The sequence below is a fragment of the Cupriavidus sp. 2TAF22 genome (genome assembly GCF_052115045.1).
Lineage (GTDB): Bacteria > Pseudomonadota > Gammaproteobacteria > Burkholderiales > Burkholderiaceae > Cupriavidus.
In genome coordinates this window covers 26044-49975 of the sequence record NZ_JBFRFX010000046.1, presented here as the reverse complement: position 1 = coordinate 49975, position 23932 = coordinate 26044, and the positions used below count along the sequence as shown (strand labels likewise).

Below are 23932 nucleotides of genomic sequence, written 5' to 3'. Positions count from 1 at the left end.
GGCCTGAGCCTGGAACGCCTGCACGAAGCGTCGATGTACTGGGAAGGGGTGCGGCGCTACTACGCACCGTTCGAATCGGAGATCCGCGCAGGCACCGCCGACGTGTACCGTCACGAGATGCCGGGCGGCCAGTACACCAACCTGCGCGAGCAGGCCCGCTCGCTCGGCATCGAGCATCGCTGGACCGAGGTGTCGCGCGCCTACGCCGACGTCAACCAGATGTTCGGCGACATCGTCAAGGTGACGCCGACGTCCAAGGTGGTGGGGGACATGGCMTTGATGATGGTGGCCAACGATATGAGCGCCGCCGATGTGTGCGATCCGGCCAAGGAGATCGCCTTCCCCGAGTCGGTGGTCTCGCTGTTCAAGGGGGAACTGGGCTTTCCGCCYGACGGCTTCCCCGCCGGGCTCTCGCGCAAGGTGCTGCGCGGCGAGCCGCCCGCGCCTTACCGGCCGGGSGACCAGATACCGGCAGTCGATCTCGACGCWGCGCGCGCCGCMGGCGAAGCGGCCTGCGAGCAGGCGCTCGACGACCGCCAGCTGGCTTCGTACCTGATGTATCCGAAGCARGCCGCGGACTACCACGCCCATGTGCGCAGCTACAGCGATACKTCGGTGGTGCCGACGCCGGCMTTYCTGTAYGGCCTGCAGCCGCAGGAAGAAGTSGGCATCGACATCGCCGCCGGCAAGACGCTGCTGGTCTCGCTGCAAGGCACGCACCCTGACGCCGAAGAGGGGGTCATCAAGGTCCAGTTCGAGCTCAACGGACAATCGCGCACAACGCTGGTCGAGCAGCGTAGTACCACGCAYGCGAGCGTGGTGCGCAGCAGCCGTCCGGTTGCCGAGCCCGGCAATCCGCTGCATATCGCCGCGCCCATGCCGGGCTCGATCGTGACGGTGGCGGTCCAGCCAGGACAGCGCGTGGCGGCGGGTACGACGCTGATGGCGCTGGAGGCGATGAAGATGGAAACCCACATCACCGCGGATCGCGACTGCGAGATTGCCGCAGTGCATGTGAAGCAGGGTGACCGCGTGGCCGCGAAGGATCTGCTGATCGAGTTGAAGCCGGCGGATTGATATTGGCGTGCTTGCACGGAGACATGCTGTTGCCTCCCGTCCGTCCAGGACGGGAGGGCAAGTTGTGACAAAACGCACATCAGGCCGATTTAGCCCCACTCGCAGCCTCGATAAATAACGTCTTGACGCATCACAACTAGTTCTCAAATCGCCGACGGATGCCGCGCCAGCGGCGTGACCTGTATGGTCATGTAGGGAAACAGCGGCAGCGAAGACAGCAGTTCGTGCAGTTCATCGTTGCTTCCCACATCGAAGATGCTGACGTTGGCATAGCGGCCGGTCACGCGCCACAGGTGGGGCCACTTGCCAGACTTCTGGATCTCGATGGCGCGCGCCTTCTCGGCAGCCTTGATGGCCTCGGCGCGCTCCGCCGCGAGCGAGTCGGGGATCTTCACGTCCATCTGTACGCAGTAAAGCATGGTGTCTCCTTGTTTGTTGAAAGTGGGGTGGACGGGCCTTCAGCCCGCGCTGTCGTCACCGGTGACAGGCGTTGTGCGGAAAGGCTTGAGGCGGCCGATAAACGTCTTGCCATGCTCGAACCAGGCTTTGCGGACGTCCGACGCCAGGTAGGTCTCGTAGGCAGCTTCGTTCTCGAACCAGCATTCGCCGATGGCGTCGACGTGGCCGATGTCGAAGAAGGGCACATGGGTATCGGTGGGCTGCGCGGCGACGAGGCGGACCTCATATTTGTGCAGGCCCGGCACATCGTGCGACATCTCGTAGTGGCGCAGGCATTCCGCGCGGAAGGTCTTGTCGGACATGCCTTCTGGCTTGACCAGCAGGTACAGCAGGCGAATCATGTTGGCTCCTCTCGGTTTGGGGTTGGCTCAGTCGTGTTTATGCGCTCCTTGCCGGGAGCGCGCTGCGTGTCAGGTATGCGCCTGCGCCGGTGCGGCCAGCGGTGCCGCTGCATGGCGCTCGTCCTCTTCGCCGATGCTCTCGATGGCAATGCCGCGCGTCTCGGGCAATAGCAGTATGCCGAACACTGCGAAGGCATAGGCCACCAGACAGAAGGTGCCCATGGCATTGGCGAGGCCGATATGGGTGGACAGCACGCCGACGCCGACGACGGAGCCCGCTCCCACCGACTTGCCTACGTTATAGGCGAATCCCATGCAGGTGGTGCGCACATGGGTGGGGAACAGTTCGCTGAGAAAGGGCCCGAGCGCGGCGAACATGCCGATTGCGGAGAAGCCGACCAGGAAGCCCAGGATGGTGGCCATCGTGGTATTCAGCGGCAGCAGCATATAGCTGACGGTGACGATCCATGCGCAGATGGAGAGCAGGATCAGCGTGGGGCGCCGGCCGATCCGGTCGCAAAGGTCGGCCGCCACCGCGAAGCCGCAGAAGGAGCCGAAGGCCATGATGAAGACGGTCACGATCATCGATGTGGCTGCGACCCCGCGCTGGTTAAGCAGGGACGGCAACCAGACCAGGATGGCGTAGCAGCCGGCCTGCAGCCCGATTACCAGGATGCTCGACAGGACCAGTGAACGCCCGTATTTGCGGTTGAACACCGATGCCAGCGTGGCACGCGGTGCGTGGCTCTGCCGGGCGCGCTCGAACATCGGCGCGTCCTTGATATGGCGCCGGATGAACAGCACGATCGACGCGGGGATGATGCCGCTCCAGAACGCCACGCGCCATGCCATCTCGTGAGGCAGCCACGCCAGCAGCAGCGTGGCCACGACGACCGCCAGCGCCCAGCCCAGCGCGAAGCCGGATTGCACGTAGCCCATGGCCTTGCCCCGGTGCTTCGGGTCGATCACTTCCGCCATCAGCGCCGCGCCGACCGCCCATTCACCGCCAAAGCCCAGGCCCTGGAGCGTACGGGCGACCACGAGTTGCTGATACGTCTGGGCGAAGCCGGCGAGCACGCCGAAGCACGTGAACCAGATGATCGCCAGCACCAGGATGCGCGCGCGGCCGTAGCGGTCGCTGAGGATGCCGGCACCCCAGCCGCCAACGGCGGTAACGATGAGCGCCACGGTCCCAAGCACGCCGACTTCCGCCTTGGTCAGCCCCCACGCAAGCGTCAGGGCAGGCAGCAGGAAGCTGAACATCTGCATGTCGAAGGAATCCAGCGCCCAGCCCGAATAGCAGGCCCAGAACGTCTTCTTCTGCTGGGGTGTCCCAGTCTTGTACCAAGCTAGCATGGTTGTCTCCTGTTTGTGTCTCGTTCTTTGTCAGTGTTGTGCCACCGCGTTCCGAGGCATCGCTGCCTCGAGCGCCGGCCTTTCCGGCGGATATCAGGCAGGCTCTGCCATGGCGAGGGTGGTGAAGTCGAGCGCTACGTCTGTGACTGACTGGAGGGCCTGCGGCGACATGTCACCGATGATCTCGATGACCGAGACGCCTTGTGGCCCGATGGCAAAGGTGCCGAGTTCGGTGTAGATGCGGCTTACGCAGGCGAGGCCCGTCAGCGGATAGCTGCATTGGTGGCGCAGCTTGCTGGCCCCGTCCTTGGTCATGTGGTCCATCATGACGAACACGCGCCTGGCGCCGATGGCCAGGTCCATGGCGCCGCCCACGGCCGGAATGGCATCGGGCGCCCCGGTGTGCCAGTTGGCCAGGTCGCCGCGCTCCGATACCTGGAAGGCGCCGAGCACGCAGATGTCGAGATGGCCGCCGCGCATCATGCCGAAGGCGTCGGCATGATGGAAAAAGGCCGCGCCTTTCTCCAGCCGGATCGCCTCCTTTCCCGCATTGATCAGGTCCCAGTCTTCCTGTCCCGGCTCCGCTGCCGACCATTGCCCGAGTACGCCGTTCTCGCTGTGCAGGATGACTTCGCGGTGGCGGGGCAGGTGGTTGGCCACCAGGGTCGGCAGGCCGATGCCGAGGTTCACATAAGAGCCGTTGGGGATATCCCGCGCCACGCGCGCGGCCAGAAGGTTCTTTGCCACTTGGTCCATGGTGTTCAACTCGCTTGCAAGAGTGCCGCTTGCGTGCCGGCGTTGTCGCGCAGCACTACGCGGCTGACGAAGATCCCGGGGGTCACGATGGCTTCCGGGTCCATCTCGCCCAGCTCGCAGACCCGCGTTACCGCGGCGATGGTCTGGCTTGCCGCCATCGCCATGACGGGCGCGAAGTTGCGCGCGGTCTTGTTGTAGACGAGGTTGCCCCAGCGGTCGGCCGCCGCGGCGTTGATCAGCGCGACGTCGACGTGGATGGGGTACTCGAGCACGTAGCCGCGTCCGTCGATCTGGCGTGTCTCCTTGCCTTCAGCCAGCAGCGTGCCGAAGCCCGTTGGCGTGTAGAAGGCGCCGATGCCGCTGCCGGCGGCGCGCAGGCGCTCTGCCAGCGTGCCCTGTGGCACGACTTCCAGCTCGATCTGGCCGGCGCGGTACAGTGCTTCGAAGACGTAGGCATCGCGCTGGCGCGGGAACGAGCACACCAGCTTGCGTACCCGGCGGGTCTTGAGGAGTGCGGCCAGCCCGTGGTCGCCGTTGCCGGCGTTGTTGCTGACTACCGTGAGATCCGTGGCGCCCTGTTCGATCAGGGCGTCGATCAGTGCATCGGGCATGCCGGCGCCGCCGAATCCGCCGATCGCGATGGTGGCGCCGTCGTGGACATCGTCCACGGCTTCGCGCGCCGTTCTGTAGAGCTTATCGATCATGTCTCGCTTCATTGTTGTTTGGCGAGACTAGGTTGCCATGCAGTCGGCGGCCTAACAATTTCGGGTTCTGCAAGCTGCCTTAGCGCTGGCTTAAGGCGTGGCGAAGCGGGGCGACTGCACGCCCGGTTGCGTGTTGAGAAGGGCTGCGTTGTCAGAGTCCCTGCTTCGAAGCGCGGGCGACACCGCGCCCCGCTAGCCAGTTTCGGGGCGGAGATCGAGCGGGGGCAGGTGCAAGCAGGGAAGGGCGCGAGCTAGCTGGCGATGCCGCCCGGTGCGTAGCGGCCGATCAGCCGGTTGGCGAACTCACGGGCGAAGCTGGACAGGCCTTCCAGGTCTCGTGCGCAAACCTGGAAGGTGCGTATGGCCCAGTCATCGCGCAGGTTACAGGCTCCGATCGGCTGCTCGCCCTTGAGGCGCGCGAACGCGGCCTTTGGCATGATGGCGATGCCGGCCCCGGCGGAGACCATGCGGCAGATGGCATCGTAACTGGCCACATGCACCCGGATGGTCATGGGCTTGTGCAGCGCGCCGGCAGCACGCATCATGAACATCTGGAAGGCACTGCCTTCGAGCAGCGCGACGAAGGCGTACTCCAGCAACTGCTCGAACCAGACCTCGCGTTGCGCGAGCAGCGGATGGCCGAGCGGCGCGACCAGAATCAGTGCGCTTTTGACGAAGGGCACCGCTTGCAGGCCCGCGGTGGGCACATTGCCGGAGATGATGCCGAGATCGGTGGCGCCTTCGCGCACCAGGCGGACGATGTCGTCGCTCAGGCGCTCGCGCACGTCGATGCGCACGTCCGGGTGGCTGGCGAGGTAGTCGCCGATCACCGGGGGCAGGTACTCGGTGATGGCCGTGGTGTTGGCTACCAGCTTGAGCTGCCCCGAAAGGCCCGCGGTAAACGGCTGGAGATTGCCTGTGAGCCGCTCTAGCTCGGCGAGCACGACGCGGGCGTGCTGGAGATAAACCTCGCCGGCCGCTGTCAGCGATACGCCCTGGGGCGAGCGCTCCAGCAAGCGCACGCCCAGCGTGTCTTCGAGATTCTTGATGCGGTTGCTGACCGCCGGCACGGAGAGGAAGGAGCGCTCCGCACCACGGGTGAGGCTTCGTGTTTCCGCTACATTGACAAAGAGGCGGAAATCGGTGATGTCGAAGGGAACGGCCATGCTGCTGGACTCGCGGCAAACTGGGTGTGCCACGATCATACCCGTGACGGCGGGAAGGCACGCGGCGGGCAAGCGGCCGCCCCGTAGCTACCAGGTGGCCGGCTCGAAGCGGAAGCCCGCGCCCTGGCGCCTGACATAGCCACAGTAGGGCTCGCCGAAATGCACCGGCAGGATGAGCGCCTCGCGGTCGGCGGCCTGGTTGAGGAAGGCCAGGCGCGTACTGCGCGCCAGGTCCGGGCGGATGCAGTAGCCGGAATTCACGTCAGGGCGCACGATTTGCAGCGGGCTGTGCAGGATATCGCCGCAGAAGATCGCTTCCTCGCCCCGCGAGCGGATGCGGAACGCGACCTGGCCGGGGCTGTGCCCCTCGGCGGGCTCGACCTGCAGGCAGCCGGCGATCTCCTGCCCGGGCACCATCATTTCCGCCAGACCTTCCGTGACCACTGGCATGACGCTGTCAAAAAAGGACTCGCCAAACACGTCCACCACACCCGGCTCCTTGTTGCGGCCCTCGTCGCAGAAGACGAAGTCATCCTTGGGGATGTAATAGCGCGCATTGGGGAAGGTTGGCACCCAGCGGTTGTCCTGCCAGGTGGTGTTCCAGCCGACGTGGTCCGCGTGAAGGTGCGTCATCACCACATGGGTGACCTTCTCCGGCGGCGCGCCGGCGGCGATCATCCACTCGCGCACCAGCGTGTTGAGCATATTCATGCGCGCAATGCCGGCGCGCGGCTTGAAGTTGCCCACGCCGGTATCGACCACGATGATGTCGTCGCCGGCGTGCACCACCCAGAACTGGATCGTCACGATCAGCTTGTTCATGTGCGGTATCCAATGGTGCGGCGCCATCAGGCCGGCATTGGCGTCGAGCACGGCGCGGTCGATGTCCGGAAAGAGGAAGGCGGGGTCGTGCGTCGGTCCCGCGTATTCGAGGATGCGGGTGATCTTCAGGTCGCCGACGGTGCGCGATTGCATCATGTGCCTTGTCTCCGTTTGGTCTTGCGGCCCCTCCCGGGGTGGGGCGCTTGCGGTATCGCCAACTTTTGCATTGGCAGGCGTCGAGCATCGGCTATCTTCAGCGCCTCGCCAATTTCGCATTCCAAAAGAGGGGTTTCAGGTAGCTTCATGTGCCGGAACAGTGGCAGCGGCGACAGCAGATTCGTGCGTGAGCGAGGACAGCGGGTTGCCCAACTGCAGGACCGCGCACGGGATCAGACACTTGACCTCTGGGCGGTGACCTTTGTCCGCCCTGGCCGTCCTAGTCTTTCCTTGCCAAATGTCTTAGCAAGGCCGCGTTGAATCGTTCCGGCTGATCGATATTCGGCAAGTGGCCCGCCCCTTCGATCAGGTCGAGCCGGCTTCCCTGGATCATCGTCTGGATTGCCTTGTTGGCTTCCGGCAGTACCCCATCATTCGCGCCGACCAGCAGGGTGGTGCAGGTGCGGATTCCGGCGAGCGCCGGCAGGTAGTTCAGTTGCTGGATGGCCCGGGCGCAGCCTGCAAAGCCGGTCACTGAGGTTGAAGCCGCAATGGCGCGTAGCCGCGCCGCGGTCTCTGGTTCCCGGGTCAGGAACGGAAGGCCGAACCAGCGCTCAAGGGTGCCATCGGCCAATGCGGCGCAACCGCCTGCGCGGGCCTGCTCGATGCGCGCATCCCACGGCGCGGCGACTTCCGGCGGTGCATCGGCGCGGGCATCGCACAGGCACAGGCTGAGCAGGCGCTCGGCGTGGTGCAGGCCAAGGCCGAAGCCGATCATGCCGCCAAGTGACAAGCCCACGTAGTGGACTTGTTCCAGGTCCAGTGTATCCAGGACTGCCACGGTATCGGCCACCAGGTCGTCCATGCTGGCCGGCGCGGTGTCGACGGTCGAGTCGCCGTGGCCGCGGATGTCGGCGCGAACGACCTGCCAGCCGCGGCTGGCGAGCAGTGCTGCCTGGGCGTCCCACATGGCGTGGCTGGAAAGGATCGAATGGCTGAGAAAGACCGCCGGCGCGCGGGGGTCGCCTGCGCGCACGACATGAAGGCGACCGCGCCCGGACAGCGCAACGGTGGTGATGCGGGGGGTGAAGTCAGGCATCGTGCTCTCCTCAATAGCCGGCGAAGAACTCGGCAACCACTTGTTCGGGCGGCACGCCGCAGGCGTCCAGCGAGTCTTGCAGCGCACCCACCATCGCGGTCGGCCCGACCACGTAGTAGATGCTGTCCTGCCAGTCCGCCACGTCGGCACGGATGCGCCCGGCGTCAATGAAGCCGCCGCGCGTGCGCACCTTCGCGTGCGCAGCGTCGTGTTCGCCACAGCCTTCGCTGCTTTCGCTGCTTTCGCTGAACACATGCACCACTTCGAAGTTCTCCAGTTCGGCCGTCAGGGCGTCCAGTTCTTCGCGCCAGGCCACGCTAGCCGGCGAGCGGTTGCCGTACAGCAGGGTGACCCGGCGCGCAGCACCTGCGCCGTTGCGCTGCAGGTGCCGCAGCATGCTGTAGAACGGCGTAATGCCGATGCCGCCGGCCACCATGACTACCGGTCGCTGGTCGTCTTGCAGGACAAAGTCGCCCATCGCCGGACTGATCAGCACCGATGACGCGCCTGGCTGGCCTTGCCCGAGATGGCGCTTGAACGCCGAATCGCGCATCCGCATCGCCACCGTGAGATGGCCGTCGTGCGGGGCGCTGGCGATGGAGAGCATGCGTTCGCCATCGTCTTCCTCGGTGGGCGTGAAGCCCGGAATCTGCACGCTGAGGAACTGGCCGGCTTCAAACTCGAAGCCGGGCGGGCGTTCGAGGTCGAAGGCGACGGTATGTTCGGCGATGGTGCGGGTGGCGAGGATACGGGCGGTGAAGGTTTCGGAATCCGACATGGGAGTCTCCATAAGGCGGTGAAAGTCTGGCGCGGGCACTCAGCGCGTCGTGCCCGTGTTGTGCAGGTCGGCAATGGTCAGGCGCGGGGTCAGCGCCTGCTGGTCGGTGCGCAACTCGATGAGCGCGGGCCGTCCCGCCTGCACCGCGCGATCCCAGGCGGCGGCGAAATCGGCGGTGCGTTCCACCACCTCGCCGTGACCGCCGTAGGACTCGGCAAGCCGCGCGAAGTCGGGATTGCACAGGTCGGTGCCGCACACGCGGCGTGGATAGTGGCGCTCCTGGTGCATGCGGATGCTGCCGTACATGCCGTTGTTGACCACCACGACAATGACGTTGGCGCCGTATTGCATGGCGGTGGCGAACTCCTGGCCGTTCATCAGGAAGCAGCCGTCGCCGGCAAAGCAGACCACGGTGCGGCCGGGATGGCGCAGTTTGGCGGCAATGGCGGCGGGCAGGCCGTAGCCCATCGTGCCGCTGGTCGGCGCAAGCTGGGTGTTGAGGCCGCGGTACGGGTAGAAGCGCTGGACCCACAGGGTGTAGTTGCCGGCGCCGTTGGTCAGGATGCTGTCGGCGGGCAGCCGCTCGCGCAGCCACGCCATGATCTCGCTGAGGTTGACTTCGCCGGGCATGGCGGTGGGACGCAGGAAGTCCCGGTAGTCGGCATTGGCGGCCTCGGTCCAGGCCTGCCAGCAGGGCGCCGCCGCTGGGGCGGGCAGCGCGCGCGCCGCGCGGGCGAAGGCCGGCATGGTGGCGTTGATCGGCAGCTCCGGCCAGTACACACGGCCCAGTTCATCCGGATCGGCGTGGACGTGCACCAGCGTCTGCGCGGGGCGCGGCACCTGCAACAGCGTGTAGCCGTTCGTGCTGGTCTCGCCCAGGCGGGCGCCCACGGACAGGATCAGGTCGGCTTCGGTGATCCGGCGCGCCAGGGCGGGGTTCATGCCCAGTCCCGCTTCGCCGGCGTAACGCGGGCTACGGTTGTCGAACAGGCCCTGGCGGCGGAACCCGCAAATGACGGGCAGCGCGTGGCGCTCGCTGAAGGCCGCGATGTCGGCGTACGCCTGTTCGGTCCAACCGCCGCCGCCCAGCACCATCAGAGGATGGCGCGCCCCGGCCAGCAGTTCCTGCAGTCGCGTCATCGCATCGGCATCCGGGCACGCCTGGGCAGGCCTGGCCGGCGGGCAGTCGGCCACGCAGGCAACTTCTTCCAGCATGTCTTCGGGCAGGGCCAGCACGACCGGACCGGGGCGGCCCGACATGGCGACATGGTAGGCGCGGCTTACCAGTTCCGGGATGCGTGCGGGCGAGTCGATCTCGTCCACCCACTTGGCCATGTGGCCGAACATGTGGCGGAACTCGATCTCTTGCCATGCCTCGCGCCCGCGATGGCCGCGCGCGGCCTGGCCGACGAACAGGATCAGCGGCGTGGAGTCCTGGCTGGCGGTATGCACGCCGATGCTGGCATTGGTCGCGCCCGGCCCACGTGTCACGAAGCAGATGCCGGGGCGTCCGGTGAGCTTGCCGTAGGCCTCGGCCATGTGGGCGGCACCGCCTTCCTGCCGGCAGACGACCAGTTGCAGGCGCGCGCGCGCATCATGCATGGCGTCGAGGGCCGCGAGAAAGCTTTCGCCGGGCACGCAGAAAGCGGTGTCGCAACCCTGGGCGAGCAGGGCGTCGATAAGGATCTGGCCGCCGGTGCGGTCTTTGAGGTCAGGCTGCATGGGGAAGCTCCGCATGTTCGTGTCGATGAGTGGCCATAGAGGCTGCGCTGGCCAGCATGGCGGGGGCGCCGATGGCGCACAGATAGGACGGGTCGAGCGCCGCGACGTCGGGGCAGCCGAGCAGCGCGAGATTGACATCGATCTCGCGCTTGAGCACTTCCAGCGCCTCCTGCGCCAGGGCGCGCCCACCCGTCGCCAGTCCATAGAGCAGCGGGCGGCCGCAGAACGCCGCGTCGGCACCCAGGGCCAGGGCCTTGAGCACGTCGGTGCCGCGCCGGATGCCACCATCCAGGATCAGCTTCAGGCCGCTGCCGGCCACGGCGTGGGCGATGGCCGGCAGGGCGTCCAGCGGCGCAAGCGCGCCGTCGAGCTGTCGCCCACCGTGGTTGGAGACAAAGATGCCGTCGGCGCCGGCTCGCAGTGCGGCCAGTGCATCCTCCGGGCGCAGGATGCCCTTGAGCAGCAGCGTGCCCGGCCAAGCCTTGCGGATATGGCGGATGTGCTCCCACGTGAGAGCTGCCCGGCCTGCACGGTGGTCCCCCTTCATGGCGGTCACGATGGGGCCGCCGCGCGTGGCGGCGAAGTTCTCGAAGTGAGGCACGCCGTGTTGCAGCAGCGTCCGGGCGAAGGTTCCCGCCAGCCAGCGCGGGCGTGCGAGACCGCCCAGGATCAGGCGCGGGCTGGGCCGCAGGGGCAGGCTGAAGCCGTTGCGGATCTCGTTCTCCCGGGTGGACGCAATCGGTACGTCGACGGTCACGACCAGCACACGAACCGCAGCCCGGCGCAGCCGCTCCAGCAGGGGATCGATCACCTCCGTGCGCGCCGGCAGGTAGGCCTGGTACCACATGTCCGGGTTGACCTTCGCCACCCTCTCCAACGGCGTGGTCGAGGCCGCGCTAAGCACGAACGGCACGTTCGCGAGCCGCGCCGCGGCGGCCAGCGCGCAGTCGGCGTCGAAGCCGCATAGTACGCTGGCGCCCATGGGGCTGATACCGAGCGGCGCGGCAAAGCGCGTGCCGAACAGCTCTGCGGACTGCGAGCGCGCCGACACATCGACCAGCGGCCGTGTCAGGAACCGCCAACGGGCGAACGCTGCGCGGTTGCCGTCCAGGGAACTGCCGTCCTCGCTGCCGCCACTGACGTAGCCGAAGACGCTGGCCGGCAGGCGCCGCCGCGCGGCACGCTCCAGATCGGCCAGCGAGAGTATCCGTGGTGCGCTCATCGCGTCGTCTCCAGGACTGCCATGTCTGTCATTCCGCCGAGATCCGGTTGTCGCGGATGACTTTTTCCCAAAGCCGGGACTGCGCCTGGAAGAAGGTCTTGAAATCGGCGACCGAACCGCCCATCGGCATGACGCCCTGCTGGGTGAACACCTGCCTGACGTCGTCCGACTGCAGTGCCTTGTTGAGTTCCGCATTCAGTCGGGTCACGATCGCCTGCGGGGTGCCGGCGGGCGCCGCCAGCCCGTACCAGACCGAGACATTGAAGCCGGGGTATCCCTGTTCCGCCACCGTCGGCACCTCTGGCGTCAGCGGCGAGCGCTGGGGGCTGGTCACCGCCAGCGCGCGCATCTTGCCCGCACGCAGGTGGGGCAGCACGTTGGGCGTGTTGTCGAACATCACGTCAACCTGGCCTCCCAGCAGGTCGCTCACCATGGGCGAGCTGCCCTTGTAGGGGATCTGCTGCATATCTGTGGACGTGAGGCTCTTGAAGTACTCCATCGTCAGGTGGTTGGAGGTGCCGTTGCCCGCGGTGGCGTAGTTGACCTTGCCCGGCGTGGCCTTGACCCTGTCCACGAGCTCACGCATCGATCTGTAGGGTGAGTCCTTGCGCACGACAAGCAGGTTCGGGGTTTGGGCGCCAAGGATGATCGGGGCGAAGTCGCGGTCCGCGTTGTAGGCGAGCTTCCTGTAGAGATACTGGTTCACCACGAGCGGAAAGCCGACCACCGTCAGGGTGTAGCCGTCTGGCGCGGCCCGTGCGCCGAACTCCGTGCCGACGATGGTGCCGGCACCGGGCCGGTTCTCCACCACCACGGGCTGCCCGAGGGCGGCGTGCAGCTTGCGGGAGAAGACGCGCGCCATGGTGTCGTTGAAGCCGCCGGGGGTGTACGGCACGACGATGGTAATGGGCTTGGACGGATAACTGTCAGGCTGGGCATGCGCGCCAGCGGCGATCAGCGCGCCGAGGGCAAGCGTCAGGATGCGGGGGATGGGTTTCATGGCGGTTGTCTCCTGGAGTCTGTTCTGGCGCGCGCTCGGGAGGCGCGTCGTGGCTAAGTCAACCTGGCATCCGGATCGTGCCGACGCTGTGGTAGATGTGCTTGATCTCGACGAAGTCGATGAGGGCGTCATAGCCATGCAGGCGGCCGATGCCGCTGCGCCGGTAGCCGCCGGTCTCGGCCTCCGCGAACAGCTTGTTGTGGTCGTTCAGCCAGACCGTCCCGTTGCGCAATGCACGGGCGACACGCCATGCGCGCGCGCCGTCGTGCGTCCAGACGCTGGCGGACAGGCCGAACTCGGTATGGTTGGCGCGGGCCACGGCCTCGGCCTCGTCGTCGAAGCGCTCCAGCACAACGAAGGGGCCGAAGATTTCCTCTTGCACGAAGAAGGCGCTGGTGTCGCGTTGCGCGACCAGGGCAGGGCTGACGAAGTGCCCCGCGGACAGCGCACCGCCCAGCGGGCCGCCGCGCACGATGACCTCGTCGGCGGCATCCATCGCGGCCGCCATCTGGTTGGCCACATGGGTGGCTGCAGCGCGGTCGATCAGGGGGCCCATCGCGGCGCCCGAGGCCAAGCCGGGCCCGATCTCGAGCGATTGCAGCGCCTGCGCCAGGGCCTGCTTCATCTCGTCGTAGCGCGAGCCGTGCACCAGCACGCGGCGTGCTGCCGTGCACTGCTGGCCGGAAATCACCGTGGCCGCCCGTGCCAGCTGAGGGGCGACGCTGGCGATGTCGGCATCCTCGAACACGAGGCAGCAGGACTTCCCGCCCAGTTCCAGCGACAGTTTTTTCATGGTGGACGCGGCATCGGCCATGATGCGCTGGCCCACGGCGTTGGAACCGGTAAAGCTGATGACGTCCACCTCGGGCGAGGCGACCAGGCAGCGGGCCACCGCGCTGCCCGTCTCGTTGACCTGGTTGACGACGCCTGGCGGCAGCGCCTCGTCCGCGTGCAAGGCACGGAGGATTTCGGTCGAGATCAGCGCGGTCTGGGCGGCGGGTTTGATCACGCAGGTGCAGCCGGCCGCCAGCGCGGGTGCCAGTGCGCGCACAAGGAGCACGACCGGGGCATTCCACGGAATGATCAGGCCAGCCACGCCGGCAGGCTCTTTCAGCATGGTGGAGAACACGCCCGGCTCGACTTCCAGCGCATGGCCGGGGATATGCCGTGCCAGGCCGGCGTAGTAGCGGATCTCCGAGACCGCGCCGGCGATCTCGGCGCGGGCCTGCGCCAGGACCTTGCCGTTCTCGCGCGTCAGCAGGTTGGCCAGCGCCTCCGCGCGTGCTTCGACGCGGTCGGCCCAGCGCAGCATCACCATCTGGCGCAAGCGCGGATTCTGGGACCAGCCCGGCTTCTCGAAAGCTTCCCGGGCGGCCGCGATGGCGGCACGCGCATCGGTCTCGCCACTGTCTGCCAGGTGGCCGAGCGAGGTGCCGTCGGCGGGATTGAGACTAACGGCCGTGGCGCCGCAGGCAGCAGGCTGCCATTGGCCGCCAATCAGGTTGGGGGCTTGAAAGTCGCTCATTGTGGGTAGCGAAAATTAGAAAGGCTGGGATGAACGTTGCCACCCGCCCGCGCGAAATGCGCGAAACGGCGGGAGGGGACGATGCCGGGAAGCCGTGCGCTCGGGGCTAGCGCACGAGTTCGCGGTTACTGAGCAGGGATGTGTGCATCCGCGACCACGCGTTTCCACAGCACCATCTGGTGGCCGATGAAGGCCTGGAACTGGGCCGGGCTACCGCCGTCGACGGCTACACCGTGCGTCGCGAACTGCTTCTGGATTTCCGGGCGCCGGAGGATGGCATTGATGTCGGCGTTGAGCTTGTCGACGATCGCTTGCGGCGTGCCCGTGCGCACCATGAAGCCATGCCACGACGACACGTCGTATCCCGGCACGCCGCTCTCGGCCACGGTCGGGATGTCCGGCATCAGGCTCGAGCGGTTCGCATCGGCGATGGCGATAGGCCGCAGCTTGCCCGACTGGATGAACGGCAGGGCATGCGGCAGGGCGTCGAACGCGACTTCCACCTGTCCGCCCGCGAGATCCGTCAGCATTGGCGTGCTGCCTTTGTAAGGCACCTGGTTCATTTCGACCTTCGCCATCCGCGCAAAGTACGCCATGGCGAGGTGATTGGACGAACCGCTGCCCGAGGAGCCGTACGGCAGGTTGCCGTGTGCCGCGCGGGCTGCGCTCAGCAGGTCATTGACGGAGCGCACCTTGGAGCCGGCGTTGACGACCAGCAGCATCGGCGAATGGCCGGCGAGTACGACCGGCGTGAAGTCCCGCATGCTGTCGTAGGGCAGCTTCTGGTACAGCCAGGGGTTGGCGGCGAAGGGGAATTGCGCCACCAGCACCGTGAGACCGTCGGCCGGGGCGCGGGCCACTGCCTGTGTACCCAGGATCGTGCCGGCTCCCGGCTTGTTGTCGACGATGACCGGCTTGCCCCAGGTCCTCGACAGTTCGTTGGCGACGACGCGGCCCAGGGTATCGTTGAAACCGCCTGGCGGGTAGGGGACGACGATACGCACGGTGCTCGCCGGATAGCTGGCGGGGGCGTCCGCTGCGGTGGCGCGCCCGTTCAGGGCGAGCGCGCCGAACATGAGGCAGGTGGCGATGCGGAAGGGGCGGGTAAAGCGCATGGGGTTGTCTCCAGTCGATCTTGTCTTGTCTTGTCTGTTGGCGCGTCGCCGCGCGCTGGCGCGGCCTGCGTCGTGGAACCGATGCCGCGCTGTCTGCCCGTGGGATCCGGCATGTTGTGAATCGATTCTAGATCCAACCTAATATCACGTCAAATAATCATGTATGATGGTGTATATCAATATTAATGATGTGATGATTGGTCGCATTCTTGGGCAATATGGCTGGGTGGCGAGGACTGCCGCTCGCCGGGCACATCAGAAATTCTGATTTGAAGCAGGGAAAAATCAGTAGAATTGCCCATCGGCGTGTCAAGGAGAAACGATGGAGTTCCGGCAGATCCAATATTTCGCCTGCTTGTTCGAGGAAGGCAGTGTGACGCGCGCCGCCCGACGGCTCGGCATCGTGCAGCCCGCGCTTAGCATGCAGATCGGCAAGCTGGAGCAGGAGCTGGGCCAGAAGCTGTTCGAGCGGAGTACGCAGGGCATGGTGCCGACCGCTTCCGGTCTGCAGATGTACCGCCTGTTCCAGCCAGTGCTGCAGGACTTTGCCAGCGCCCAGGAGGCGATCCTGCGCGTGGACGACGAGCTCAGCGGCCATGTGCGGGTGGGCATGATCGCCTCGATCGCGCAGGGCGTGCTGGCGGGCGCACTGACCGACTTTGCCCAACTGAACCCGCGCGTCACTGTGTCGGTCACCGAGGGCTACAGCAGCGTTCTGACCGACTGGGTGGCGGGTGGCCAGCTCGAGGCCGCCATCATCAACAACCCGCGGCGCGCCTTGCCCTTGCAGATCGAGCCGATCGTTGACGAGGACCTGCTCTTGCTCACCAGTGCCCAGCGCGAATTGTCGCTGCCGCAGCAGACGCCGCTGCGCACGCTGGCCTCGCTGAAGCTGGTCCTGCCGACGCGCCAGCACGGGCTGCGCACGTTGCTCGAGCATTTCGCGCAGAGCGAGAACATGGAACTGTCGCCCGTATTCGAAACCGATTCGCTGAACGCCATCGTGGAACTGGTCGAGTCCTCGCAACTGGCGACGGTGTTGCCCCGTGTCGCCGTGCGCGCCTTGCTGGAGCAGGGGCGGTTGCATGCCCGCACCGTGGTGTCGCCACGGCTGTCGCGGCTGGTCGTGGCGGTGACCAACCCGCGCCGCCCGCTGCCACCGGCAACCGCTGCCTTCGTCGCGCTGCTCACCGAGCGCATCCGCGCGCTGGGCGGCGAACAAGCTAGCTCGTGACGGCGGCGGGCTGCGGGACGGCCTGAGGGGCGGTCTTGGCAGCCACTGCGCGCGCCTCCCAGGAAACGCTGGCGTCTCCACTCAGGAAAGTCTGGCAGGCCATGCGGTAGCCCGCGGCGATATCCGCGTCGTTGAGATGCTTGCGCTCTTTTGGCTTGACGGCGTCGGCATGCTCTACACCGGTCTCGATGCGGCACTTGCACGTCCCGCAGACGCCCCCGCCGCACTTGAACGGGATGCCGCCCTGATGGCGCATCGACGCCCGCAGCAGGTTGCTGTTCTCGGGCACTTCGGCGACCCGTTCCTGATTGCTGAGAAAGGTGATGCGGATCATGCGGGCTCTCCGGTGGCATCCACTGCGCTGCGCTCCAGGCGCACGTCGAGCGTGCCGAAGCTAACCAGTTCGTTCAGCGCGCTGCGCGCCGCTTCCAGCGTGGGGTACTGCGGCAAAAGTCGCGAGGGAACCAGGCTCACGCGTTCGGGCGGACCGCAGTCAACGATGCGGACCTTGACCGGCTGCGCCAGGCTGGCGATCACAAAGCGCGCGCGGCGGCGGCCGTAGAACAGGTAGTCGTAGCTTTCAACCGGCGCCATGCTGCCATCCAGCTCGGTCCGGTAGTGGCCGTCACGGCTTGAGAGAATCACGTACATCAGGGTCTCCACGGTATGTTCAGGCCTGTGCCGTGGCGCTGGCGGCCACGGCCGGACGCAGATCCACATCCTGGTTGAGGGTGATGTCCTCGTTGATCCAGAGTTGGCACACCAGGCGGAAACCTTCTTCCAGGCGGTCCCCGAGCATCTTCTTCTCCTTCCAGTTAGGCGCCGGCAGGTGCTCGGCCCCGCTGACCACCTTGCACGCGCAACTGGCGCACTTGCCCATCCCGCAGGCGTAGCGCAGGTGGGGGTGCGGAAACTGCTTGATGCCCGCGCGCACCACGAGGTTGCTGTTGGCGCGCACCTCGCCCTCGTGGGCAACGCCATCCTTCTGAAAGGTCACTTTCGGCATATGCCTCCTCTCCATTCTTGAAAATGATTTCACTTTGACTGTTCATCATCGCAAGTGAACTTGTTGCAAAGCATAGATGAGGAAAGATGCCTGACGCAAATCAGACTCGCTGATATAAGTATCATAAAAAATGATACGTATTGATTATTAAATCATCTGTAACTATGCTGTGAAGCACGCCCCGGCCATCGCTGCAATGTGTGCCTGAGCCACTACCCATTCCCCAAGGAGAGACAACCGTGACCCAATTGCTCGATAAAGACAGCTTCCGAACCGTCCTCGAAGACCTCGTGCGGGGCAAAAGTGCCAACTTGTCGCCGTTCAGCCAGGCCTGGGCCCAGGGCAAGCTCAGCCGCACGCACCTGGCACGCTGGGCTGAGAACCACTACCAGTACGTCGGCCCGTTTGCCGACTACCTGGGTTACATCTACGCGCGCACGCCGGCCGATGGCTATACCGATGTCAAGGACTTCCTGCTGGCGAACATGTACGAGGAAGAGATCGGCGGGGACCGCCATACCGACTTGCTCATCCGCTTTGCCGAGGCCTGCGGCTCCACGCGCGAGCGCATCGTCAATCCGGACAACATGCTGGCAGCCACGCGCGGGCTGCAGAGCTGGTGCTACGCGATGGCCATGCGGGAAGACCCCGTCGTGGCGGTGGCGGGCATCGTGATCGGGCTGGAGTCCCAGGTGCCATCGATCTACCGCAAGCAGGCGCCTGCGCTGCGGGAACAATATGGCTTCACGGACGAAGAGGCAGAGTTCTTCGATCTCCACATCGTCTCCGACGAGATCCACGGCGAGCGCGGTTACCAGATCGTGTTGGAACATGCGACCACGCCTGAGCTGCAGCAGCGTTGCCTGAAGGCCTGCGAGAACGGCGCGCAGATGCGCCTGCTCTACACGGGCGAGCTGTATCGCGCATACGTCGAGCAGGATGTCTCGCTGCTTGACCTGAAGCTCGCTGCCTGAGCCAGCATCGGGAACCGGCACATGGCGCGGCCTTGCCGCGCCGGCATGACCGACAGGCGCGTTGCCAAGGCCGCCAGTGCATTCCCGACTCCCTTCCCATATCCCCAAAGCCTTCCGCCATGCCAGCCCCCGACACGCCGATCTACATGGACTACAGTGCCACCACGCCGGTCGATCCGCGCGTCGTGGAGAAGATGGTTCCCTACCTTTATGAGCGATTCGGCAATGCGGCTTCGCGCAGCCATGCCTTCGGCTGGGAAGCGGAGGCGGCGGTCGAGGAAGCGCGCGAGCACGTGGCCCGACTACTGGGCGCCGACCCGCGCGAAATTGTCTGGACGTCCGGGGCGACGGAAGGAAACAACCTGGCGCTAAAGGGCGCCGCGCATTTCTACCGCGGCAAGGGGCGCCACCTGATCACTGTCCGCACCGAACATAAGGCGGTGCTCGACACTTGCCGGGAACTGGAGCGGCAGGGCTTTGAAGTGAGCTACCTCGATGTCGGCCCGGACGGCCTGCTGGATCTGGACGTGCTGCGAAACGCTCTGCGGCCCGACACCATCCTGGTCTCGGTGATGATGGTGAACAACGAAACCGGCGTGATCCAGCCGATTGGCGAGATCGGCGCCCTGTGTCGCGAGCGCGGCATCGTCTTTCACTGCGACGCCGTACAGGCGGCCGGCAAGCTCCCGATCGACCTGTCTGCCTTGCCGGTCGACTTGATGACCGTCACCGCGCACAAGGTGTACGGCCCCAAGGGCATCGGCGCTTTGTATGTCAGGCGCAAGCCCCGGGTCCGGCTGGAAGCGCAGATCCATGGCGGAGGCCACGAACGCGGCATGCGGTCCGGCACCCTGGCGACCCATCAGATCGTTGGCATGGGCGAAGCGTTCCGCCTGGCGGGGCGAGAGCTGGCCACCGAGGCGGGCCGGGTGAGTGCGTTGCGCGACCGCCTCTGGCAAGGCCTGGGCGATCTCGAGCAGGTTTTCGTCAACGGCAGCCTGGAACACCGCATCCCGCACAACCTGAACCTGAGCTTCAACTTCGTCGAGGGCGAGTCGCTGATCATGGGGCTCCGGGGCATCGCCGTGTCTTCGGGCTCCGCCTGCACCTCGGCTTCGCTGGAGCCATCCTACGTGCTGCGTGCACTGGGTCGCAGCGATGAGCTGGCCCATAGCTCGATCCGGTTCACGCTCGGCCGCTTCACCACGGAGCAGGAAGTCGACGCCGTTGTCGCGCAGGTACGCGCATGCGTCGAGAAGCTGCGCAGTCTCAGCCCGCTGTGGGAGATGTACCAGGAAGGGACAGACCTTTCGAAAATCGAATGGGCGGCGCACTGAACAGCCTTCCATGGCTGGCGTAAAGAGAGGGGAAATCGTGGTGGCTCGGGCGGGCTGCCGGCCAGAGATCAGCGCTTTTTGTTGCTGAGGCCGGTGACCGCCCGGGCCGCCTGGGGGCATGCCGCGGTGTCCCGGGACGACATGTTCTTTGCCGCGTGAGTGCGACCATGCAGTAGCAAAACGCCCCGGGGATGAAAGATCCCAGGGGCGTTCTGCATTTTGCATTTGGGCAGTGAGGTTGCCCCAAAAGCAATAATGGAACCTCGCGGGCCCCATTGGATCATCTGCGTGGCCAACGCCATTCTTCTGTTCCTGGCGCCCGGATCACTGGCTCCCGCCTAGCGTTGCCGAAGGCTCGATTCGTCTACGTTCAGGCGATCGGCAAGAAAGTCCAGGAAGGTGCGGATCTTGCTGGGCATTCCCTTCCGGCCCAGGACCATGGCAGTCGCATGCATCGAGGGACTTTCCCAGTTCTCCAGCACTCGCTTTAACCGGCCCGTGCGCAAATCATTTGCACACATGACGTTGGGTAGCATGCTCATGCCAACATGGCCGATGGCCATCTCTCGCGCAATGGAGATATTGTTCACCACCACCTTTCCGTGGATCGTGGCAAAGCGGTGCGTTGCCTGATTGCGGAGAGTCCAGATGCCATCCAGGCGTTGCTGAGCGGTGATGATGCAATCGTGCCTGTGCAAATCGTCCACCGCCAACGGCGTGCCACGACGAGCCAGGTACTCCGGACTCGCATAGACACCGCGGGTGAGCGTCGCAATGCGCCGATAGGTCAAATCGGTGTCCTTGAGTGGGCCGAGCTGGATGGTGAGGTCGTACGGCTCTTCACGGAGATCGACCGTGCGGCTGTTCACATCCACCTCCAATTCAATCTCGGGATACGCCAGCACAAATTCGGATATCACCCGGCCGATCCAGGACACCCCGAAATCGATGGGGATGCTGACTCGCAGGGCCCCACGCATCTCTGTTTGAAGTTCGAGCGTATCCAGACCCGCCTGTTCGACTTCATCCACTACGCGGCGGCAATGTTCGTAAAGGCGTGCCCCAATCTCCGTCGTGGTCAGCTTCCTCGGGCCTTTTTTTAAAAGCGCTGTCCCCATGTGTTGCTCGAGCTGCGTCAACTTGCGGCTGATCGTCGACTTGGGCAGACCCAGCTCGTTCGCGGCGCGCGTGATGCTCTGCGCATTGACCACGTCAAAAAAGAGACGAAGGGAGTTGAGATCCAGTTTTTCTGCCATGACCGGGAAAATTTGGAACACAGGATAAGTCGCTGCACATTCCAGCGAGGCACCGGCAATGCGTTCCACAACTGGAACGCCCCGCCCATTTTTGCAGCTATTCGGAACGCAGACACCATCCTACCATTGGCCACAGCTTGACACCGGACGCAAATGCTTCGCCGATGCGCCCGAACAGAAAAGAACAATACGGAGACAACCAATGAACAGACGCACACTCTCGCGACGGGCGCTGCTGAAGGAGGCATCCGTCTTTGCACCTGCTGCAGCCTTCGGACTCGGCGCCTTCGGAATTCCACGTGCCTTGGCTCAAACGCCGCTTAGATGGGCCAACCTCGCGCCTGGCTTTACCACCTTGCTGACGGAATACATGGTTGCCAAGGGGATCGACAGGGCAAACGGTCTCCAGCTGGGAAGACCCACGGCCTACACATCGGTTACGACCTACTACAACGACTTCGTTGCGGGAAATTACGATATCTGTATCGGCAGCTGGGACACCTTTGCATCCCGTTATCTTTCGGGTGTGCCGCTGCAGTACGTTTGCTCCGTCACCACGGGCAACATGATCAGTATCGTAACGCGGGAAACGAGACTCGCCGCTGTCAGAGACCTCAAAGGAAAGACCCTTGCCGCTCCGCAGTCGACAGGCACGTACCGCATGATGCGTGCCGTTGTAAAAGAGCTCAGCGGGATCGATATCGAGAAGCACGCAGTCGTTCAGAACGTCGACAATCCAGCCGCCGCAATCACCCTGGTGATGGCCAACCGCGCCGATGCGGGACTCACTTGGGAACCCAATGTATCTGTGGGGATCAAGCGCGTTCCCGACATGCGCGTTCTCTACAACGCTGGCGAAGAATATCGCCGCAAGCTCAATCTCGATCTGCCCTATTTTGGCGTTGCGGCTCGCAAGGAAGCGATCGCGCGTGACCCCACTCTTGTCGCGAGGTTGAACAAAGCCTTTGCGCAATGCATTGAGGGCATCACCACAAGACCCGATGAAGCCGTCGCAATTGCAGGAGTGAACTCCGGAACGCCGCCGGATGTGTTAAAGGCGGCAATTGCTTCCCGGCGCCTGGAGTTCAAGCACGCATCGATGCAGACAGAAGAGGGCCGCCGTTCCGTTATCGCGGCGAGTGAGTTCCTGGTGCGCAATGGCGCCCTGGCCAAGACGGTTGACAACGGATTCTTTGCGCTATGAAGCAGGCAGATATCACGGGGACCAACGTCGCCGAGTCCCCAGTGGAGTCTTTGGATTCCTCGACCAAGCAGTCCAGCACGACGGCCAGGAAACACGACCGTCGCGACGCGAAAGCCTTGGTCATTGTGGTGGCGTTACTTTGCATTCTGATGCAGGTAGCTAGCGGGTACGTCCCCGACTACGTGATGCCCTCTCCGGTAGTCATTGCCAGGGCGCTAACCGAGCTGATCGGGGCCGATCTGCTGCACATAGCGATCACGCTCGGGAGACTTGTGGCGGCCATCGTCTTTTCCGCCGTGACGGGGGTCGTTGTCGGACTCCTCATGGGAACCTCGAAGCGCGTCGGCCCCTACTTGAAAGCCATCGTAATGATCGATACAGGCATTCCTGCGCTCTCATGGATGCTGCTTGCCGTCTTCTGGTTCAAAGATCCGGAAGCCCGCATCTTCTTCATACTCACGGTGATCTTGCTGCCGTTCTATGCCATGAATGTGTACGAAGGTGTTCGTGCTCTCTCGACAGAATGGATTGACATGTTGGAAAGCTTCCGGCCATCACGCTGGCAGATGCTGCGCTTCCTGGTTGCGCCGCACATTATCCCGTACATATTCCTGACGACAAAATCCGTGATCGGTTATGCCATTCGCATGGTGATCTTCGCGGAACTGGTGGCGTCGGCTTTCGGAATAGGGTCACGAATGAGTTTCGCCCAGTCCACGTTCCGGATTGATCAGGTGATGGCGTGGACATTCCTTCTGGTCTTATTGAACCTGGCGATTCAGTGGGTGGCCACATTCGCGGAAAGCCGGCTCCTCGGTTGGCGTAAGGAAGCAAAGGTGCGCTAATGAAAGATTCGAATTGTCTGATTATTGAACTGCGCGATGTAGTAAAGCGCTTCGGCAGCTACACGGCGATCGACCACCTCTCGATGGCGGTCCGGGAGGGTGAAACCGTTGCGCTGCTTGGTCAAACTGGCGCCGGCAAGAGCACGGTAATGTCGCTGCTGATGGGAACGGCCACCGCGGATGCGGGCTCGGTAATGGTTGCTGGTGTCGATCCAGCTAGCGAGTTCACGGCACTTCGTGGCAAGTTGGCCGTTAGCTTTCAGACGGATCGGCTACTGCCGTGGCGCACTGCGCAAGAAAACGTCGAGCTTGGCCTGCTGTTGTTGAACTACCCAAGGAAGCAGGCACAGCAGCGCGCACAGGAATGGCTGCATCGAGTGAAACTTGGTTCCGCATGCAATAAGTACCCTGTGGAACTCTCGGGAGGCATGCGCCAGCGCGTATCGCTAGCTCGTGCCCTGGCAGTCGATCCAGCACTTATCTTGCTCGACGAGTCGTTCAGTCAGCTCGATCACGTCACCTCGCAAACATTGCGACGCGATTTCTCCGAGATCGTGCGTGAGCAACGCAAGACCTGTGTTTTCGTCACGCATCGTATTGAAGATGCACTGGAGATTGCTGATCGGGTGATTGTGCTCGCGGCACCTGCCCGGGTCTGTCTTGAGCTATCCATTGACGCAGAACAGAGAAGAGATGCCACTCGCATGGCCGAGATGCATGAACAAATCGAGCGTGCTATCGGAGGCGAGTCACTTGTGCATTAGGGGGCACGCAACCC

The 23932-nt window shown here is 64.6% G+C and carries 25 protein-coding genes; 7 read left to right on the top strand and 18 right to left on the bottom strand.

Annotation, left to right across the window (positions count from 1 at the left end; genetic code table 11):
• On the top strand, nucleotides 1-1077 hold a 1077-nt coding region (locus AB4Z48_RS34415), incomplete at its 5' end, for a biotin/lipoyl-containing protein (RefSeq protein WP_441622371.1).
• Nucleotides 1078-1220: 143 nt separating this feature from the next.
• Here AB4Z48_RS34415 and catC read toward each other — a convergent pair.
• The 14 genes from catC to AB4Z48_RS34345 form a co-directional block, all read right to left on the bottom strand.
• Nucleotides 1221-1496, bottom strand: a complete 276-nt coding sequence (gene catC / locus AB4Z48_RS34410) for a muconolactone Delta-isomerase (RefSeq protein WP_441622370.1) — start codon at nucleotides 1494-1496, stop codon at nucleotides 1221-1223.
• A 39-nt stretch (nucleotides 1497-1535) separates the two neighbouring features.
• A complete protein-coding gene (locus AB4Z48_RS34405) occupies nucleotides 1536-1877 on the bottom strand; it encodes a 4-methylmuconolactone methylisomerase (protein WP_441622368.1) in 342 nt (113 codons plus the stop codon).
• Nucleotides 1878-1946: 69 nt separating this feature from the next.
• Nucleotides 1947-3233 (bottom strand): MFS transporter, encoded by a 1287-nt coding sequence (locus AB4Z48_RS34400; protein ID WP_441622367.1) that lies wholly within the window; start codon nucleotides 3231-3233, stop codon nucleotides 1947-1949.
• 93 nt (nucleotides 3234-3326) lie between these two features.
• Complete coding sequence (locus tag AB4Z48_RS34395) at nucleotides 3327-3989, bottom strand: 3-oxoacid CoA-transferase subunit B (RefSeq protein WP_441622365.1); 663 nt, start codon at nucleotides 3987-3989, stop codon at nucleotides 3327-3329.
• Between the two features lie 5 nt (nucleotides 3990-3994).
• Nucleotides 3995-4693, bottom strand: a complete 699-nt coding sequence (locus tag AB4Z48_RS34390; RefSeq protein WP_441622363.1) for a 3-oxoacid CoA-transferase subunit A — start codon at nucleotides 4691-4693, stop codon at nucleotides 3995-3997.
• Between the two features lie 251 nt (nucleotides 4694-4944).
• Nucleotides 4945-5859 (bottom strand): LysR family transcriptional regulator, encoded by a 915-nt coding sequence (locus AB4Z48_RS34385; RefSeq protein WP_441622361.1) that lies wholly within the window; start codon nucleotides 5857-5859, stop codon nucleotides 4945-4947.
• Nucleotides 5860-5946: 87 nt separating this feature from the next.
• On the bottom strand, nucleotides 5947-6837 hold the full coding sequence (locus AB4Z48_RS34380; protein ID WP_441622359.1) for an MBL fold metallo-hydrolase: 891 nt from the start codon (nucleotides 6835-6837) through the stop codon (nucleotides 5947-5949).
• Between the two features lie 280 nt (nucleotides 6838-7117).
• Nucleotides 7118-7936, bottom strand: a complete 819-nt coding sequence (locus AB4Z48_RS34375) for an alpha/beta fold hydrolase (RefSeq protein WP_441622357.1) — start codon at nucleotides 7934-7936, stop codon at nucleotides 7118-7120.
• Between the two features lie 10 nt (nucleotides 7937-7946).
• Nucleotides 7947-8714, bottom strand: a complete 768-nt coding sequence (locus AB4Z48_RS34370; protein ID WP_441622355.1) for a ferredoxin--NADP reductase — start codon at nucleotides 8712-8714, stop codon at nucleotides 7947-7949.
• A gap of 39 nt (nucleotides 8715-8753) precedes the next feature.
• Nucleotides 8754-10436, bottom strand: coding sequence for a thiamine pyrophosphate-binding protein (locus AB4Z48_RS34365; RefSeq protein WP_441622353.1), 1683 nt, complete (start codon nucleotides 10434-10436; stop codon nucleotides 8754-8756).
• Nucleotides 10426-11658, bottom strand: coding sequence for an alpha-hydroxy acid oxidase (locus tag AB4Z48_RS34360; RefSeq protein WP_441622351.1), 1233 nt, complete (start codon nucleotides 11656-11658; stop codon nucleotides 10426-10428). Before AB4Z48_RS34360 ends, AB4Z48_RS34365 begins: the two co-directional genes overlap by 11 nt.
• A gap of 28 nt (nucleotides 11659-11686) precedes the next feature.
• A complete protein-coding gene (locus tag AB4Z48_RS34355) occupies nucleotides 11687-12658 on the bottom strand; it encodes a tripartite tricarboxylate transporter substrate binding protein (RefSeq protein WP_441622349.1) in 972 nt (323 codons plus the stop codon).
• A 58-nt stretch (nucleotides 12659-12716) separates the two neighbouring features.
• Nucleotides 12717-14183 (bottom strand): aldehyde dehydrogenase family protein, encoded by a 1467-nt coding sequence (locus AB4Z48_RS34350; protein WP_441622347.1) that lies wholly within the window; start codon nucleotides 14181-14183, stop codon nucleotides 12717-12719.
• 125 nt (nucleotides 14184-14308) lie between these two features.
• Nucleotides 14309-15298, bottom strand: a complete 990-nt coding sequence (locus AB4Z48_RS34345; protein WP_441622345.1) for a tripartite tricarboxylate transporter substrate binding protein — start codon at nucleotides 15296-15298, stop codon at nucleotides 14309-14311.
• A 322-nt stretch (nucleotides 15299-15620) separates the two neighbouring features.
• On the opposite strand from AB4Z48_RS34345, the gene AB4Z48_RS34340 reads away from it, so the two are divergent.
• A complete protein-coding gene (locus tag AB4Z48_RS34340) occupies nucleotides 15621-16532 on the top strand; it encodes a LysR family transcriptional regulator (protein WP_441622343.1) in 912 nt (303 codons plus the stop codon).
• On the opposite strand, the gene AB4Z48_RS34335 is transcribed toward AB4Z48_RS34340, so the two are convergent.
• From AB4Z48_RS34335 to AB4Z48_RS34325, 3 genes are read right to left on the bottom strand one after another with little or no spacing between them, the layout of a single operon-like run.
• Nucleotides 16522-16866, bottom strand: a complete 345-nt coding sequence (locus AB4Z48_RS34335) for a 2Fe-2S iron-sulfur cluster-binding protein (protein WP_441622342.1) — start codon at nucleotides 16864-16866, stop codon at nucleotides 16522-16524. The two genes, AB4Z48_RS34340 and AB4Z48_RS34335, sit on opposite strands and share 11 nt — an antisense overlap.
• Nucleotides 16863-17183, bottom strand: a complete 321-nt coding sequence (locus AB4Z48_RS34330) for a ferredoxin (protein WP_441622340.1) — start codon at nucleotides 17181-17183, stop codon at nucleotides 16863-16865. The genes AB4Z48_RS34335 and AB4Z48_RS34330 overlap by 4 nt, the downstream gene beginning before the upstream one ends.
• Before the next feature lie 19 nt (nucleotides 17184-17202).
• Nucleotides 17203-17538, bottom strand: coding sequence for a 2Fe-2S iron-sulfur cluster-binding protein (locus tag AB4Z48_RS34325; RefSeq protein WP_441622338.1), 336 nt, complete (start codon nucleotides 17536-17538; stop codon nucleotides 17203-17205).
• Between the two features lie 239 nt (nucleotides 17539-17777).
• On the opposite strand from AB4Z48_RS34325, the gene AB4Z48_RS34320 reads away from it, so the two are divergent.
• Nucleotides 17778-18512 carry a TenA family transcriptional regulator gene (locus tag AB4Z48_RS34320; protein WP_441622336.1) on the top strand — a complete coding sequence of 245 codons (735 nt, stop codon included), beginning with the start codon at nucleotides 17778-17780 and terminating at the stop codon, nucleotides 18510-18512.
• A gap of 119 nt (nucleotides 18513-18631) precedes the next feature.
• Nucleotides 18632-19849 (top strand): IscS subfamily cysteine desulfurase, encoded by a 1218-nt coding sequence (locus AB4Z48_RS34315; RefSeq protein ID WP_441622334.1) that lies wholly within the window; start codon nucleotides 18632-18634, stop codon nucleotides 19847-19849.
• A gap of 338 nt (nucleotides 19850-20187) precedes the next feature.
• Here AB4Z48_RS34315 and AB4Z48_RS34310 read toward each other — a convergent pair whose 3' ends face one another.
• A complete protein-coding gene (locus tag AB4Z48_RS34310; RefSeq protein ID WP_441622332.1) occupies nucleotides 20188-21174 on the bottom strand; it encodes a LysR family transcriptional regulator in 987 nt (328 codons plus the stop codon).
• A gap of 133 nt (nucleotides 21175-21307) precedes the next feature.
• On the opposite strand from AB4Z48_RS34310, the gene AB4Z48_RS34305 reads away from it, so the two are divergent.
• From AB4Z48_RS34305 to AB4Z48_RS34295, 3 genes are read left to right on the top strand one after another with little or no spacing between them, the layout of a single operon-like run.
• Nucleotides 21308-22309, top strand: coding sequence for an ABC transporter substrate-binding protein (locus AB4Z48_RS34305; protein WP_441622330.1), 1002 nt, complete (start codon nucleotides 21308-21310; stop codon nucleotides 22307-22309).
• Nucleotides 22306-23154 (top strand): ABC transporter permease, encoded by an 849-nt coding sequence (locus AB4Z48_RS34300; protein WP_441622328.1) that lies wholly within the window; start codon nucleotides 22306-22308, stop codon nucleotides 23152-23154. Before AB4Z48_RS34305 ends, AB4Z48_RS34300 begins: the two co-directional genes overlap by 4 nt.
• Nucleotides 23154-23918: an ABC transporter ATP-binding protein gene (locus AB4Z48_RS34295; RefSeq protein WP_441622326.1), complete on the top strand. Its 765-nt coding sequence runs from the start codon at nucleotides 23154-23156 to the stop codon at nucleotides 23916-23918. The genes AB4Z48_RS34300 and AB4Z48_RS34295 overlap by 1 nt, the downstream gene beginning before the upstream one ends.
• Nucleotides 23919-23932: the final 14 nt, after the last annotated feature.